Origin of the sequence: Nocardioides cavernae (genome assembly GCF_016907475.1) — a bacterium.
Taxonomy (GTDB): Bacteria; Actinomycetota; Actinomycetes; order Propionibacteriales; family Nocardioidaceae; genus Nocardioides; species Nocardioides cavernae.
Map to the genome: position 1 here is coordinate 1394442 of NZ_JAFBCA010000001.1, position 13336 is coordinate 1407777.

10 protein-coding genes are annotated in these 13336 nt (G+C 70.4%); 6 read left to right on the forward strand and 4 right to left on the reverse strand.

The features are described 5' to 3' along the window. Positions 1-68: 68 nt before the first annotated feature. The gene (gene hflX, locus JOD65_RS06520) at positions 69-1592 is read left to right on the forward strand and encodes a GTPase HflX (protein ID WP_191193197.1); all 1524 of its coding nucleotides are present in this window, start codon (positions 69-71) and stop codon (positions 1590-1592) included. A gap of 114 nt (positions 1593-1706) precedes the next feature. Here hflX and JOD65_RS06525 read toward each other — a convergent pair whose 3' ends face one another. Then, positions 1707-3848, reverse strand: coding sequence for a M14 family metallopeptidase (locus tag JOD65_RS06525; RefSeq protein WP_191193196.1), 2142 nt, complete (start codon positions 3846-3848; stop codon positions 1707-1709). A gap of 211 nt (positions 3849-4059) precedes the next feature. Here JOD65_RS06525 and secD point away from each other — a divergent pair, with 211 nt between their 5' ends. From secD to JOD65_RS06535, 3 genes are all read left to right on the forward strand, one after another. Further along, entirely contained in the window at positions 4060-6345 is a 2286-nt protein-coding gene (secD, locus tag JOD65_RS06530) for a protein translocase subunit SecD (RefSeq protein ID WP_191193195.1), read from the forward strand. Between the two features lie 134 nt (positions 6346-6479). Then, positions 6480-6611, forward strand: a complete 132-nt coding sequence (locus tag JOD65_RS23660) for a hypothetical protein (protein WP_263575278.1) — start codon at positions 6480-6482, stop codon at positions 6609-6611. 65 nt (positions 6612-6676) lie between these two features. After that, complete coding sequence (locus tag JOD65_RS06535) at positions 6677-8680, forward strand: ATP-dependent DNA helicase (RefSeq protein WP_372440148.1); 2004 nt, start codon at positions 6677-6679, stop codon at positions 8678-8680. Positions 8681-8820: 140 nt separating this feature from the next. Here JOD65_RS06535 and JOD65_RS06540 read toward each other — a convergent pair whose 3' ends face one another. Genes JOD65_RS06540 through lexA form a run of 3 tightly spaced genes read right to left on the reverse strand, consistent with a single transcriptional unit; the run spans position 8821 to position 11571 of the window. Continuing rightward, positions 8821-9552 carry a sulfotransferase family 2 domain-containing protein gene (locus JOD65_RS06540; protein ID WP_191193194.1) on the reverse strand — a complete coding sequence of 244 codons (732 nt, stop codon included), beginning with the start codon at positions 9550-9552 and terminating at the stop codon, positions 8821-8823. Positions 9553-9584: 32 nt separating this feature from the next. Then, on the reverse strand, positions 9585-10802 hold the full coding sequence (locus JOD65_RS06545; protein WP_191193193.1) for an NAD(P)/FAD-dependent oxidoreductase: 1218 nt from the start codon (positions 10800-10802) through the stop codon (positions 9585-9587). A 46-nt stretch (positions 10803-10848) separates the two neighbouring features. Next, positions 10849-11571: a transcriptional repressor LexA gene (lexA, locus tag JOD65_RS06550; RefSeq protein ID WP_224747113.1), complete on the reverse strand. Its 723-nt coding sequence runs from the start codon at positions 11569-11571 to the stop codon at positions 10849-10851. A 128-nt stretch (positions 11572-11699) separates the two neighbouring features. Here lexA and JOD65_RS06555 point away from each other — a divergent pair, with 128 nt between their 5' ends. Together JOD65_RS06555 and JOD65_RS06560 are read left to right on the forward strand one after the other, a co-directional pair. Then, positions 11700-12494 (forward strand): SDR family NAD(P)-dependent oxidoreductase, encoded by a 795-nt coding sequence (locus tag JOD65_RS06555; RefSeq protein WP_191193192.1) that lies wholly within the window; start codon positions 11700-11702, stop codon positions 12492-12494. A 189-nt stretch (positions 12495-12683) separates the two neighbouring features. Further along, positions 12684-13034, forward strand: a complete 351-nt coding sequence (locus JOD65_RS06560) for a LysM peptidoglycan-binding domain-containing protein (RefSeq protein WP_191193191.1) — start codon at positions 12684-12686, stop codon at positions 13032-13034. Positions 13035-13336: the final 302 nt, after the last annotated feature.

Sequence of the window (13336 nt, forward strand, 5' to 3'; positions counted from 1 at the left end):
GGGCGCGCGTCAGCCCTGCGCGAAACCGTTCGCGCAGGTGAGCCCGGGCGACCTACCCTTGTCGACATATGACGAACGCACCTGACTTCAACCTGCGTGACGCCCTCGACGCCACCCGCGCCTGGGACGACGACACGATCCAGCTCGACGACGAGCTGCTCGAGGGCGACGACTTCGAGTCCGGCTACGCCGACGACGTCGACTACGACGACGCCGACCCCGAGGAGCTGACGGTCGGCGCCCAGGAGCTGGCCGAGCGGCATGCCCTGCGGCGCGTGGCGAGCCTGCGCACCGAGCTCGAGGACATCACCGAGGTCGAGTACCGCCAGCTCCGGCTGGAGAAGGTCGTGCTCGTCGGCGTGTGGACCGGCGGCACCGTGACCGACGCCGAGAACTCGATGGCCGAGCTCGCGCTGCTCGCCGAGACCGCCGGCTCCGAGGTGCTGGAGGCCGTCTTCCAGCGCCGCCAGTCGCCCGACCCGGCGACCTTCATCGGTCGCGGCAAGGTCGAGGCGATCCGCGAGATCGTCCAGGCGACCGGCGCCGACACCGTGATCTGCGACGGCGAGCTCGCGCCCAGCCAGCTGCGCAACCTCGAGGACAAGATCAAGGTCAAGGTCGTCGACCGCACCGCCCTGATCCTCGACATCTTCGCCCAGCACGCGAAGTCCAAGGAGGGCCAGGCGCAGGTCGAGCTGGCCCAGCTGCAGTACATGAAGCAGCGCCTCCGCGGCTGGGGTGGCAACCTCTCCCGCCAGGCCGGTGGCCGTGCTGCCGGCGGTGACGGCATCGGTGGCCGCGGCCCCGGTGAGACCAAGATCGAGACCGACCGGCGCCGCATCAACACCAAGATCGCCAAGCTGCGCCGCGAGCTCAAGGAGATGCGCGGCACCCGCGACGTCAAGCGCCAGTCGCGGCGCCGCAACCACATCCCCAGCGTCGCGATCGCCGGCTACACCAACGCCGGCAAGTCCTCGCTGCTCAACCGGCTGACCGACGCCGGCGTGCTGGTGGAGGACTCCCTGTTCGCGACCCTCGACCCCACGACGCGTCGTACGACGACCAGTGACGGCCGGGTCTACACGATGTCCGACACCGTCGGCTTCGTCCGCCACCTCCCGCACGGCCTCGTCGAGGCGTTCCGCTCGACGCTGGAGGAGGTCGCCGACTCCGACCTGCTGCTGCACGTCGTCGACGGGTCGCACCCCGACCCCGAGGGCCAGATCGCCGCGGTGCGTGAGGTGCTCGCCGAGATCGGCGCGACCAAGGTCCCCGAGATCATCGTGATCAACAAGGCCGACGCCGCCGATCCGCTGGCGATCAGCCGGCTCAGGGCGCGCGAGCCGCACAGCGTGGTGGTGAGCGCCAGGACCGGCGAGGGCATCGAGGAGGCGGTGCGGACGATCGAGTCCGAGCTGCCCCGGCCGCAGGTCGAGTTCGACGTGCTCCTGCCCTACGAGCGCGGCGACCTCGTCAACCGGATCCACCAGGAGGCCGAGATCGGCTCGATGGAGCACACCGGCGACGGCACGCTCGTGGTCGGCCGCGCCAACGCCGACCTCGCCGGCGAGCTCGAGGCGTACGCCCGCTGAACCTGCCTTTCAGCGATCCCGGCTGACCGGGGATCGCTGAACGTGTCAGGCGTTGCACGGGCCGACAAGTTCAGGGATCCCCGGCTGACCGGGGATCCCTGAACTTGTCGATGACTAGCTCTTGACCCTCTTGCAGGCGTTGCCGACGTCGACGGTCTCACCGCGGTCGACGACCACCTCGCGGGTGGCCAGCACGTTGCCGCGCTTGTCGGCGCAGCTCAGCAGCCAGGCCTCCTTGGTGCCGGTCGGGCTGGGCGGGTTCGGGTTCCTGAAGGTCACCGTGCCCGACCAGTCGTACTGCGCCGATCCGCCGAGGTAGTTGTCGGCCACGAGGGTGTACGTGCCCGGCTGCGGGTCGGGGATCGTGATGACCTCGGGATTGGCCAACGTGGCGCCCGAGCCCACGGCCGCGCCGTCAGGACCGTAGAGCGTGTAGTCCCAGTCCTGCGCCTCCGGGTCGGCGGTGGCCGGCCAGCCGACCGACACCTCCATCCAGCCGTTGTCGACGGCCGGAAGGCCCTGCACCGTGAAGGTGGTGGACTCGCTGGCTCCGACCGCCGGGACGCCGGCGGGGTTGGTCAGCGTGATCGGCGCCTGCGGCGGTGCCAGGGCGTCGCGACCGGATCGACCCATCACGAGCGGCCGGGTCGAGGGGTTGACGTCGAAGTCGAACTGGCCTCCCTTGGAGGTGTAGTCGGTGGTCAGGGTGTCGGTGTAGAGCAGCGGCTCTCCGGTCGTGCCGTCGAGCTGGATGACCGGCGAGGTCTCCGACGTCACCGTCTTGGACACGCTGATCGTGTGCTTGGCCGGGGCGGTGCCGCTGATGACCGAGTGCAGGTTGCGGTCGGCCGCTGCCTGCGTCGCGAGCCAGTACGCCTCGCGGTTGCCGCCGAGACCGGCGCCGTCGGCGGGTGCCAGGCCGAGGTACTCGCCGACCACCGCCTCCTCGTAGGCCGGGTGGAAGCCCTCATCGCCGATCTCGAAGGTGTAGCCGAAGCCGCCGGTGATCCAGTAGCTCCAGTCCTCGGTCGAGCCGGACGTGTCGTAGAGCTGGTAGGACGCCTGGCTCGTGTAGTCGTTCTTCGAGGCCATCGCGTCACCGAGGGCCTTCAGCTCGGGCTCGTCGATCGCGAGGCCCGTGGCGGCGATGGCCGGGGGACGCAGCACCAGGTTGCTGAAGGTGTGGTTGGAGATCATCATCGTGACCGCGCGCTCGGAGATGAGCTTGCGGACCGCGTCGCTCTCCGGCTCGCTCCCGGGTCCGTCGCCGCGGAAGGTGTCGTTCGACCAGTTCGGGCTGGCGCCGCCGCCGCCCCAGAAGCCGGGGTAGTTGCGGTTGAGGTCGGTGCCGCGCAGGCGGCCCGCAGGGTTGTTGGCGCACGTGCCGGTGCGGAACTGCGCCGGGGTGGCGGCCGAGATCGAGCAGTTCTTGCGCTTCATCTCGTAGTCGAAGGTGCTGAAGTTGCCGAGCGGGGTGGCCGCGCGCGAGATCTTGAAGCCGTCGACGTTGACGACGGGCACCAGGATGACCCGCGAGCGGGACAGCAGGTCACGAGCCCGCGCGTCGCCGGCCTGGTAGGACTGGAGGAGGTCGAAGGCGAACTCCATGGTGTGCTCGGCGCTGGGCCACTCGCGGGCGTGGTGGGCGCCCATGAGCAGGAAGGTCGGCTTGCCGTCCTTGACGTTGTCGGCGTCGACGGTGACCTCGATGCCGCGGATGTCCTCCCCGAGGACGGTCTTGTTGGCCAGCGTCAGCGGGCGGGTCATGGACGGGTAGTCCCGAGCGAGCTGGTCCATGTCGCTGAGGTAGTCGGCGTAGGTGCGGTAGGACGTGCGGCCGCTGGGCAGCCCCGACGCGGCCACCGAGGCGGCGTACACCTTGTCGGCCTTGCGGTTCTTCTTCGTCAGCGCCTCGAGGTCCTTGACGGTGACCCGCCAGGTGAAGCCCGCGTCGCGCAGGGTCTGGGCGTCCTGCGCGTCGTGGAGGACGACCTCGATGCCGCGCTGGTTGGCGTGCTCGGTCACGTCGAGACCGAGGGCGATCACCTCGTTGCGGTCGTCGACGGTCGGTGCCTGCACCATCACGATCTGGGTCGCGTCGCCGTCAGCGGTGCGGGCCAGGTCGCGTGGTGCGTCGTCGCGCCCGGCGCTGCCAGTGGCGCCCGCCGCGGTGGCGGCGAGTCCTGCGGCGACGAGGGCGGTGACGGTGGCCAGCCTGGTGGCGCTGGCACGTGGAAGTGGAATGCGTGGTGACATGTGTGCTCCCGGAAGGTTGTCCCGCGAGGGGGGATTCGCGAGTGTGACCCACACAACACTGCGGGCTGTTGCCGTGTCGATACCTACGACGGCGTACAGTCACTCGCGTTTTGTGTCACGGAACCTTCCGGAACCTTCCGCTGCGGCCACCCGTTGACCCGTCCGTGCCCGGATTCGGGCGTTCGAAGTCTTGTCAGGGAGGATGTCGCGCATGTCACGTGGTGTCTGGGTCCGCTTCTTCCTCGTCCTCGGCCTCCTGGTCGGGTGCCTGGCACTCGCTGTCAACGTCAAGCCCAACCTGGGCCTCGACCTCCGCGGCGGAGCACAGTTCATCTTCGAGGCCGAGGGCACCGACCAGACGCCCGCCAGCTCGGAGAACGTCGACAAGACCCTCGAGGTGCTCCGCGGCCGCGTCGACGCCCTCGGTGTCGCCGAGTCGACGCTGGCCCGCCAGGGTGAGAACCGGATCCTCGTCGAGCTCCCCGGTGTCACCAACGACGAGGAGGCGCAGCAGGCCGAGGAGCGGATCGGCAGCACCGCCAAGCTGACCATCCACGAGGTGATCGGCACCGCCCAGCCGGACGCCAAGCCCGCGAAGAAGGACAACCAGGTCCTGCCGTCCGACCAGGGCGACACGATCGAGGTCGGCCCCACCGTCATCCAGGGTGAGGAGATCAGCGGCGCGAGCGCCGTGCAGCGCGACCAGAGCGTCGAGTGGGTCGTGTCGATCGACTTCAACGGCAAGGGCGGCAACACCTGGGCCGACATCACCGGCAAGGCCGCCTGCAACCCGTCCGGCGACCCCAAGCGCCGCATCGCGATCGTCCTCGACGGCGAGGTCATCTCCTCGCCCGAGGTCAACACCGACGTCGGCTGTGACGTCGGCATCCGCGGCGGCTCCACCGACATCACCGGCAACTTCACCACGACCGAGGCCAAGGACCTGGCCGCGCTGATCGAGGGCGGCGCGCTGCCGCTCGAGCTGAAGGCGATCTCCGACCGCCTCGTCGGCCCCTCGCTGGGTGCCGCGGCCATCGACGCGTCCATCGAGGCCGGCATCATCGGTATCGCGCTGACCGGCCTCTTCATCATCTTCGTCTACCGGCTCGTCGGCTTCGCCGCCACGGTCGCACTGGCGTCGTACGCCCTGCTCGCCTACGCCATGCTCGTGGGCCTCGGCTCGACGCTGACATTGCCCGGCCTCGCGGGATTCGTGCTCGCGATCGGCATGGCGATCGACGCCAACGTCCTCGTCTTCGAGAGAGCCAGGGAGGAGTACGTCGCCTACCCGTCCGCGGGGCTGAGGCGCGCGCTCACCGTCGGCTTCAACAAGGCGTGGAGCGCGATCATCGACTCCAACGTCACCACCCTGCTCGCCGCCGGCCTGCTGTTCTTCCTCGGCTCCGGCCCGATCAAGGGATTCGGTGTCACGCTGTCGATCGGTGTCATCGCCTCGATGGTCTCGGCGCTGATCGTCGCCCGCGTCCTGTGTGACATCGCCGTGTCCAACAAGCCTGTCGCAAACCATCCCGCCATCAGCGGCCTGAGCCACCTGGGCAAGGTCCGCACCTGGCTGGACCGCAAGGACCCACAGCTCATGGCGCGTCGCAGGACGTGGCTGGGCATCTCGGCCGCGGCGCTCGTGGTCGCCATCGCCGGCATCGCCACCCAGGGCCTGCAGCTCGGTGTCGAGTTCACCGGTGGCCGCCAGCTCGACTACTCGCTGAGCAAGGACATCTCGGTCGACCAGGCGCGTGAGGCCGTCGCGGCCGCGGGCTTCCCCGAGGCCGTCGTGCAGACCGCCGACACCGCCGACTTCACCGTCCGCACCGGCGAGATCTCGAACGACGAGGAGCAGCGGATCGAGGAGGAGCTAGCCGCGGTCGGTGGCACGGTCGACAAGGTCGACGACCAGACGATCGGTGCCTCGCTCGGCGACCAGCTGCGCAACAACGCGCTCATCGCCTTCGGTGTCGCGTTCCTGGCCCAGCTGCTCTACCTCGCCATCCGCTTCAAGTGGACCTTCGGTGTCGCCGCCGTGCTGGCGATGGCGCACGACGTGATCCTCGTCGTCGGCCTCTTCGCGTGGCTGCAGAAGCCGATCGACGGCATCTTCCTCGCCGCGGCGATGACGATCGTCGGTCTGTCGGTCAACGACACCGTCGTCGTCTTCGACCGCATCCGCGAACGCTGGTGGGGCTCCAAGCCCGACGACGACTTCATGGACGTCTCGAACCGGGCCGCCGTCGAGACCATCCCGCGCACGGTCAACACGGGTCTCGGCTCGATGTTCATCCTGGCCGCGCTCGTCGTCCTCGGCGGTGACTCGCTCCAGGACTTCGCGATCGCGCTGCTCGTCGGCCTCGTGGTCGGCACGTTCTCCTCGGTCGTGGTCGCCACCCCGCTCCTCACCTACTTCCACCAGAAGTGGCCGATGAGCCGGGTGAAGAAGGAGAAGGTCGAGCGGACGCCCGAGGACTCCGGCGCCGTCGTCTGACCCCTCCTGTCCCTTGTCCGTGTCGAAGTCCCCGCTCGTGCGGGGACTTCGTCGCGTGTAGGGGGTTGCAACCCCCTCCAGGTGTCGGACTTCGCCTACATGTCGGCGTTGTCGGCGCCGCGTAGGATCGCTGCATGTTGTGGATCCTGTTGATCGTCGTCCTGGGCGTGGTCGCCTACCGCTACCGGGTCAAGATCCTCGCCCGCGTGCTCGGCCAGCCCGAGCGCCGCATCGAGCGTCAGATCGGCCGCAAGAAGAACTACTGACCGACATCCTGACGTCGGCTGTGGACGGCGTACGACGGAGCGTCGGCGCCGCCACGTAGGGTGCTCTGGTGCCCGAGACCGCCACCGCCGCTCCCTCCGTCGGGACGCCCGTCAGCGAGGTGCTGAGCACGGCGGTCGCCGCCCTCGGCGGGCAGCAGCGCGACGGCCAGGTGCAGATGGCGACCGAGGTCGCCGAGGCGATGGAGGAGGGCCGCCACCTCCTCGTGCAGGCCGGCACCGGCACCGGCAAGTCGCTGGGCTACCTCGTCCCGGCGATGCTCCACGACAAGCGCGTCGTGGTCGCCACCGCGACCCTCGCCCTCCAGCACCAGCTCGTCGAGCGCGACCTGCCGCGGCTGGTCGAGGCGGTGAAGGACGTGCCCGGCCTCGACACGTCGTACGCCGTCCTCAAGGGGCGCTCCAACTACGCCTGCCTCCACCGGATCCGCGCCGGCGTCCCCGACGACCAGGGCACGCTCGTCGACGTGCCGCTCGGCGCCATGGCCGAGAAGGTCCTCGAGCTGCGGGCGTGGGCCGAGGAGGAGACCGAGCAGGGCGGCAGCGGCGAGCGCGACAACGCCCCGCGCCACACCGACCGCGAGTGGCGGCAGGTCTCGGTCAACCACCGCGAGTGCCTCGGTGCGAGCAAGTGCCCGTTCGGCGCGGAGTGCTTCGCCGAGCTCGCCCGCGAGAAGGCGCACCGCAGCCACCTGATCGTCACCAACCACTCCCTCCTCGCGATCGACGCGATCGAGGACGTGCCGATGATCCCCGACTACGACACGGTCGTCATCGACGAGGCCCACGAGCTGACCGCGCGCGTCACGCAGGCGGCGACCGACGAGCTCGGGGTGTCCGACATCGAGCGGGCCGCCCGCCGCGCCCTGCGCTGGACCGACGGTGACGGCGACCCCGCCGGCGACCTCGAGGACGCCGCTCAGCAGCTGGCCGAGGCGATCGAGGCGACGCCGCCCGGCCGCATCGACCAGGTGTCGACCCAGCTCTCCGACGCCCTCGTGCTCGTCCGCGACGCGGCGCGCGGGTGCCTGTCGGCGTTCCCGCGCGAGTCCGGGGGCGAGGGCGAGGCCGACGCCGGCCGCACCCAGGCCAAGGGCATGGTGCAGGAGGTCTTCGTCAACGCCGAGCGGATGGCGGCCGGCTCCCAGGCCGACGTGCTGTGGCTGGGCGAGGCCCGCGACCGCTTCCCGGCTCGGCTGCACGTCGCGCCCCTGCAGGTGTGGGGCCCGATGCGCGACAAGCTGCTCACCGACAAGACCGTCGTCTTCACCAGCGCGACGCTGATGCTCGGCGGCGAGTTCGGCGCCGTCGCCACCTCGCTCGGCCTCAAGCCCACCGAGCGGGTCGGCCACCAGGTCGCCACCACCGACGCCGACGACGCGTTGCCGTGGAAGGGCATCGACGTCGGCTCGCCCTTCGACTACGGCCAGCAGTCGATCCTCTACGTCGCCCGCCACCTGCCGCAGCCCGGCCGTGACGGCCTCGGCCCCGCCCAGCTCGACGAGATCTGCGACCTCGTCGATTCCCTCGACGGCCGCACGCTCGGCCTCTTCTCGTCCCGGCGGGCCGCGGAGACCGCGGCCGAGGCCGTGCGCGCGCGCCTGCCCCACCTGACCACGCTCGCCCAGGGCGACGCACAGCTGCCGGAGCTCGCCAAGCAGTTCGTCGAGGACCCGCACACCTGCCTCTTCGGCACGCTCTCGCTGTGGCAGGGCCTCGACGTCCCCGGCGACACCTGCCAGCTGGTGATCATCGACCGGATCCCGTTCCCGCGGCCCGACGACCCGCTGATGTCCGCGCGCCAGAAGGCCGCCGACCAGGCGGGCGGCAACGGCTTCATGCAGGTCGCCGCCACCCACGCCGCGCTCCTGCTCGCCCAGGGCGCCGGCCGGCTCATCCGCACGACCTCCGACCGCGGCATCGTCGCCGTGCTCGACCCGCGCCTCGAGACCGCGCGCTACGGCCGCTTCCTCAAGGCGTCACTTCCGCCGATGTGGTCGACCACCGATCCGGCGCTCGTCCGCCAGGCCCTCAAGCGGCTCGGTCAGTAGGCGCGCGTCTCGACCCCGTCCGTCTGCGCCCGGACGTCATGGTGCGGGGTCGTCCGGACGGCCACGCCCCATGACGTACGCCGACGACGTCATGGCATGCGGTCGTCGCAGCAACCGGTGCCCATGACGTACGGACGGAGTCAGGCGGGCGGCTCGTAGCCGAGGACCTGGTAGTCGCGTCGGTACATCGTGGCCACCAGCTCCCGGAGCTCGGCGGAGACCTGCCGGTCGCGGCCGCCGGGGGCGGTCTGGTTCTTCGGCGCCGACGGCACGGCGGGTGCTCCGATGCGCTCGCACACCTCGGCGAAGTCCCGGTCGAACGTCTCCAGCCGACCCACGAAGTCGACCCGGTTGAGGTCGATCATCCGGCTCTGCAGGGTGAGGTGCTGGTCGGTGCCGGGAACGGCGGACAGGTCCTGCGCTGCGGTCCAGCGCGCGAACTCCTCGACCACCTGCATCCGCTCGTGGGTGGCCGGGTCGAAGTCGTAGTAGTTGTTGTCGATGACCTTGTCGTGCCACGCGGAGACGAAGCGATCCAGCGGGTCGCGCACGAAGGCGAAGGTGAAGTAGTCGGCGAAGCTCGCCAGCGGGTAGCGCACCCGCATCGCGTGGTCGACGTCCATGCTCATGCCGTGCGTTTCGCAGTGGTGGCGGATCGTGCGCGTCGCGACCTTGGCCACGCGGTACCAGACGAACCGATGGCTGTGGCTGATCGTGAGGTTGTACGCCAGCGGGCTGAGCCACGCGGACGCCTCGCCTGCTGCGGCCAGCCGGTCGACCTCGGCCTGGGCGTCAGGAGTCAGCCGGCGCCGGTTGCCCGGACGGGTGCGGAAGAGCTCCGGAGGCGGAGCGTCGGGGCCGGCGGCAGACATCGCCGCGAGGCTACACGGACCGCGCCCCTCCCTCACCCGAACGGGATGCGCCCCCGCAGCGACTCCGGGTCGGGGATGGGGGTCTCGCTGGTCTCCTCGATGAGCGCGCGGGCCTTGTCGACGCTGTCCCAGACGTTCCACAGCAGCACGCCGCGGACCTGCCCCGACTTCAGGTAGTAGACGACGCCGGTGCCGATCTCGCCGTCCTTCCAGTCCTCCACCATGTCGAGCCGGCTGCTGGTCTCGCCGACGGCCTCGTAGCCGTAGTCGAGGATGTCGGACCAGAAGAAGGGCGTGTAGCCGTAGGCCTCGTCGGCGCCGGCCATCACCTTGCCGGCGTGCTCGCCGGACTTCTCGGCGTGGTCGACGTGCTCGACGCGGCGGCGCCCGAGGAGGGCGTCGGGGTACGACGCGACGTCGCCCGCGGCGTACACGTCCGCGTCGCTGGTGCGCAGGTGCTCGTCCACCACGACGCCGTTGTCGACCTCGAGCCCGGCGGCCTCGGCGAGGCCCGTGCGCGGGAGGACGCCGACGCCGATCACGGCTGCGTCGGCGGTGATGGAGGTGCCGTCGCCGAGGCGGATCCGTACGCCGCCGTCGTCCTCCTGGCCGCCCTCCACCGAGCCGTGCACGACGGTCACGCCGCGGTCGGCGAACGCCTTGGTGAGGGTGGCGGCGAGGGCGCGGGGGAACATCTGCTCCTGCACGTCCTCGAGGTCGAGCACGAGGGTGACCTGCACGCCGTTCTGCACGAGGGCGGAGGTGATCTCCGAGCCGATGTAGCCACCGCCGATGACCGCGACGTGGCTGCCCTCGGTGGCGACGGCGCGCAGCCGCTGGTAGTCGGCGGCGGTGCGGTAGTAGATGACCCGCGGTCCGGGGTCGACGGCGAGCACGCGGGGCTCGGCGCCGGTGGCGAGCAGCAGCTTGCCGTAGCCGACGCTGCTGCCGTCGGCGAGGCGTACGACGTGCGCGCCGGGGTCGATCTCGGTCACCGTGGTGTCGGTGACCAGGTCGACGGCGGCGTCGTCGTCGAGGTCGCCAGCGAGCGAGGAACCCTCGAGGGTCTCGTCGTCCTTGAGCCAGAGGTCCTTGGTCAGGACGGGCCGGTAGACCGGCTTGTCGGGCTCGGAGCCGAGGACGGCGATGCGGCCGGCCCCGTCCTGCGAACGGATGCCCTTCACGGCGCTTGCCGCAGCTACCCCCGCACCGACGATGACGTAGTCATAGGACTGCTCGACGTTGCTCATGCCGCCATCGTGCACCCTGGCTGGTCGGCGCGCCTCTCGCTGCTCGTCAGAGGCTGCGGAGCACCGCCGTCACGACGCCGAGGATCGTGGCGTTGTCGCCCGGGATCGGGTCGTAGGCGTCGTTGTGGGGGAGCAGCCACACGTGGCCGTCCTTGCGCTGGAACGTCTTGACGGTCGCCTCGCCCTCGATCATCGCCGCGACGATCTGGCCGTTCTCGGCGGTCTGCTCCTGGCGGATGACGACGTAGTCGCCGTTGCAGATCGCCGCGTCGACCATCGAGTCACCGGAGACCTCGAGGAGGAAGAGGGTGCCCTCGCCGACGAGCTGCTTGGGCAGCGGGAACACGTCGGTGACCTGCTCCTCGGCGAGGATCGGGCCACCGGCGGCGATGCGGCCGACGACCGGGACGTTGGTGGCGACGGGGTTGGCGTCGCCGATGCCGGTCTCGTCGTAGGACGTCTCGTCGTTGCTCGACATGCTGCGCCGCGCAGCCATCACCTCGGGCAGGAACACCTCGAGGGCGCGGGGGCGGTTGGGGTCGCGCTTGAGGAAGCCCTTGCCCTCGAGCACGCGGAGCTGGTGGGCGACGCTGGACGACGAGGTGAGGCCGACGGCCTGGCCGATCTCACGCATCGAGGGCGGGTAGCCCTTGGTCTCGATCGAGTCCTTGATCGTGGCGAGCACCCGCTGCTGGCGCGGGGTCAGGCCGGTGGCGTCCGGGGGGCCGTCGGGCATCTCGATGACGTTCTTGTCGTCCTGCTTGGCCATGCGTCCTCCACTTGCGTCGACCCCTCCGTCCGCGGCTGGACAGGGAGGATCTGGTGCGCCCACCGTAGACCTCGGGACGCCACAGGATCAAACACCTGTTCGAAGCCGCGTGTCGCTAGTGTCCGGGCATGTCGACCAACTCTCCTTCCTCTTGTGTCGTGACGGGTGGGGCCCGTGGGATCGGGCGCGGGATCGCCGAGCTGATGGTCGCCCGCGGGCACCGCGTCGTCATTGGTGACCTCGACGGCCGGGCGGCCGCCGCGACGGCGGCGGAGATCGGCGCGGTCGCCGGCCTCGCCCAGGACGTACGCGATCCCTCGTCTCACCGTCTTGTCGTCGAGGAGGCTGTGCGGCACGGCGAGCTGAGCGCGTGGTTCAACAACGCCGGTGTCGGTGACGACGGAGCTCTCGCCGACCTCTCGGAGGAGCAGGTGCGCCGGCTGGTCGAGGTCAACCTGCTGGGTACGACGTGGGGCACCCGCGCGGCGCTCGCGGCGTTCGGCGCAGCCGGCGGGGACGTCGTCAACATCGCCTCGCTCGCGGGCCTCGGGCCCGTGCCGGGCTACAGCATGTACGCCGCCACGAAGGCCGCGGTCGTCTCGCTCTCCACCTCCGTCAACGCCGAGACCCCGCGTCGCGTGCGGGTCCACGCCCTGTGCCCCGACGGGGTCGACACCGCGATGCTCGCCGCCCAGGACCCGTCCGGCCTCGGCTCGCAGCTGGTGTACTCCGGCGGCCCGATCCTTGACGTGTCCGACGTCGCGGCCGCGGCTGTCGCACTGGTCGGATCTCGGCGCGTCGTACGGGCGGTGCCGGGCTGGCGCGGGGGAGTCGTCCGCGGCTCGGCGCTCGCGCCCGGGTTGATGCAGCACGCGGCCGGGCTCTTCGCTGCCCAGGGGCGACGGGCCATGAAGCGCCGCTGACGGTCCGTTCGAACACGCCGAACATTTGTTCGACAAGGTGCTTGAGTTGTTCGAACACGTGCTCTAACGTCGTACACACGTTCGATCGAACATCTGATCGACACCCGGTGGCCAAGGCCACTGTCGGTGGGTCCGACTAGACATTCGCTCGACAGAACACGACCGGCTGAACTTCCCCAGGAGGCCACCATGAGCACCCTCAGCCTTGCCCCCGCTTTCACCGCCATCCCGCGTGCCCGCTCGACGGTCCGTCTGACCCGTCGCGGCCGCCTGGCGGTCTTCCTGACGTCGCTGTTCCTCGTCCTCGGCGTGGCGTTCATGCTCGCCGGTGGCGCGGTCGGCACCGGCGAGGCCGGCCAGCCGGCCCCCACCGAGATCGTCCAGGTCGCGCCCGGCGACACGCTGTGGGGGATCGCCAGCGAGATCGCCACCGACGGCGACGTCCGCTCCATGATGAGCGAGATCGAGCGGCTCAACGCCCTCGAGTCCGCCGGCCTCGCGGCCGGCCAGAAGCTCCGCGTCCCAGTCGTCTCCGACTGACGTGTGAGGCCTCCATCAGCCGCTTCGACCCCGGCTGGTGGAACCAAGGGGAAGACCGAGGGGCGGGCCCAGTGGCCCGCCCCTCGGCGCATTTCAGATTGTTGGTCGAGTAGTCCGCGAGGAACGAGCGGACGTATCGAGACCGGGCGCCGGGGGTGGCGCTTGGGGAGGTGGCGGCACATTGCGCCGGTGGCGTCCGGAATGCTGTCGTCTGCCGCCACCTTGGGGTCGGTTCTCCACAGGTTTTGCCGTCGGTCTGGTTCCGCGGTCGCCCGGATGGGTAGTTTCAGCGTGCTGACGTT

Bases quoted from the DNA above. Each gene is read 5' to 3' on its own strand.
- hflX (WP_191193197.1), top strand. From the start codon at position 69: ATGACGAACGCACCTGACTTCAACCTGCGTGACGCCCTCGACGCCACC.
- JOD65_RS06525 (WP_191193196.1), bottom strand. From the start codon at position 3,848: ATGTCACCACGCATTCCACTTCCACGTGCCAGCGCCACCAGGCTGGCC.
- secD (WP_191193195.1), top strand. From the start codon at position 4,060: ATGTCACGTGGTGTCTGGGTCCGCTTCTTCCTCGTCCTCGGCCTCCTG.
- JOD65_RS23660 (WP_263575278.1), top strand. From the start codon at position 6,480: ATGTTGTGGATCCTGTTGATCGTCGTCCTGGGCGTGGTCGCCTACCGC.
- JOD65_RS06540 (WP_191193194.1), bottom strand. From the start codon at position 9,552: ATGTCTGCCGCCGGCCCCGACGCTCCGCCTCCGGAGCTCTTCCGCACC.
- JOD65_RS06545 (WP_191193193.1), bottom strand. From the start codon at position 10,802: ATGAGCAACGTCGAGCAGTCCTATGACTACGTCATCGTCGGTGCGGGG.
- lexA (WP_224747113.1), bottom strand. From the start codon at position 11,571: ATGGCCAAGCAGGACGACAAGAACGTCATCGAGATGCCCGACGGCCCC.
- JOD65_RS06555 (WP_191193192.1), top strand. From the start codon at position 11,700: ATGTCGACCAACTCTCCTTCCTCTTGTGTCGTGACGGGTGGGGCCCGT.
- JOD65_RS06560 (WP_191193191.1), top strand. From the start codon at position 12,684: ATGAGCACCCTCAGCCTTGCCCCCGCTTTCACCGCCATCCCGCGTGCC.